A 1,854-nucleotide genomic window follows, 5' to 3' on the forward strand; every position below is an offset into this window, starting at 1 on the left:
TCTCCTGGATGCGCACGCCGCAGCCGCCGCAGGCAGACACCGTCAATGAAGCCGGTGGCCTGGCCTACCGCCGCGACCCGCGTGCCGCGCTGGCGCTGTATGCGGCCACCGGGTGCCTGAACAACACCTTCTACAGCGACGCCGAGGCACAGCTGCAGCAGGTGCTGGCGCTGACCGCGCAGGTCGAGCCGCGCTTCATCGCCCGTACCGCCCTGTACGCCCGCCAGGTCGCACACATGAAGGACATGCCGGCGCTGCTGCTGGCGGTGCTGAGCCTGCGCGACCCGGAGGCGTTCGCCCTGGTTTTCCCGCGGGTGATCGACAACGGCCGCCAGCTGCGCACCTTCGTGCAGATCATGCGCAGCGGCCAGGTGGGGCGCCGCTCGCTGGGCTCGCTGCCCAAGCGCAGGGTGCGTGAGTGGATCCAGCAGGCGTCGGCGGAAACGCTGGTGCGTGCGGCGATCGGCCAGCAGCCGTCGCTGGCCGATGTGATCCGCATGGTGCACCCGAAGCCGGCCAACGCCGAGCGCAAGGCGCTGTATGCATGGATCATCGGTCGTCCCTACGACGAGGCGCAGCTGCCGGCAGTGGTGCGGGCGTACGAGGCGTTCAAGCGTGACCCGCGCGGACTGCCGCCGGACCTGCCGTTCCAGTACTACAGCACGCTGCCGCTGGACGCGGCGCAGTGGTCGGCACTGGCCCGCAATGCATCGTGGCAGTCGATGCGGATGAACCTCAACACGTTCGCCCGCCATGGCGTGTTCGACGATCCGGCGATGGTGCAGGTGATCGCAGAGCGCCTGCGTGATCCGCAGCAGGTGCGTCGTGCCCGCGTACTGCCCTACCAGCTGCTGATGGCCTTCCACGCCGGCGGTGGCTTGCCGACGCCGATCCTGGAAGCGTTGCAGGACGCGATGGAGATCGCCACGGCGTCGGCCCCGGCATTGCCCGGGCGGGTGGTGGTGGCGGTGGACGTGTCCGGTTCCATGCAGTCGCCGGTAACCGGCTACCGCAAGGGCTCCAGCACGGCGGCGCGCTGCGTGGACGTGGCGGCGCTGGTTGCAGCCTGCGTGCTGCGCGGCCAGCCGCAGGCCAAGGTGTTGCCGTTCGATACCGAGGTGCGCCACGTGCGCCTGAACCCGCGCGACAGCGTGATGACGTTGGCCCGCCAGCTGGCCATCAACGGCGGTGGTACGTCGGTCAGCGCGCCGCTGCACTACCTCAACCTGCGGCGCGAGCCGGTGGACCTGGTGGTGCTGGTGTCGGACAACGAGAGTTGGCGTGACACCCGCCAGGGCGGCCAGACGGCCACGATGCTGCAGTGGGATGCGTTGAAGCGTCGCTGCCCACAGGCGCGGCTGGTGTGCATCGACCTGCAGCCGGTGGCCAGCAGCCAGACCGTGCAGCGCGGTGACGTGCTGCACATCGGTGGCTTCAGCGATGCGGTGTTCGACCTGATGGCGCAGTACGCCGCTGCGGCCGAGGACGGCAGCAGCTGGGTCGAGCGCATCCAGGACATGGCGTTGTAAGGCGGCAGGGAGGCCGCACGGACCGCCCGGCTGGCAATGGGGCCAGCCGGGCAGGGCCAGGAATTCGTTTTCGCGGTGAATGCTGGTGGAACTACATTGGTTGTCCCTTCGGGGTCGGGTTCGAGTCCCGCGTTTCCTGCCTGTCGTGAGGAAGCAGACGTTCCACCTCCCTTGTCACCGCACCTTTTCAAACGGCACCGGCAACGGTGCCACCGCTTCAATGCCGGCAGCGCGAATGCCGGAGGAACTACAGCCCCTTAAGCTCCAGGTCGCGGGTTCGACTCCCGCCTGCCACGGCAACGCGGCAGTAGCTCAGTGGTAGAGC

Annotated in this window: 1 protein-coding gene; it reads left to right on the forward strand. The window is 68.8% G+C overall.

Translation table 11 applies throughout. The features are described 5' to 3' along the window. Window positions 1-8 precede the first annotated feature (8 nt). On the forward strand, window positions 9-1,529 hold the full coding sequence (locus AC1VAN_RS20510; protein WP_480986602.1) for a VWA domain-containing protein: 1,521 nt from the start codon (window positions 9-11) through the stop codon (window positions 1,527-1,529). Window positions 1,530-1,854: the final 325 nt, after the last annotated feature.

Source organism: Stenotrophomonas sp. 05L44_2 (genome assembly GCF_056665995.1).

Coding starts and splice junctions, on each gene's coding strand:
- AC1VAN_RS20510 (WP_480986602.1), top strand. CDS start 9: ATGCGCACGCCGCAGCCGCCGCAGGCAGACACCGTCAATGAAGCCGGT.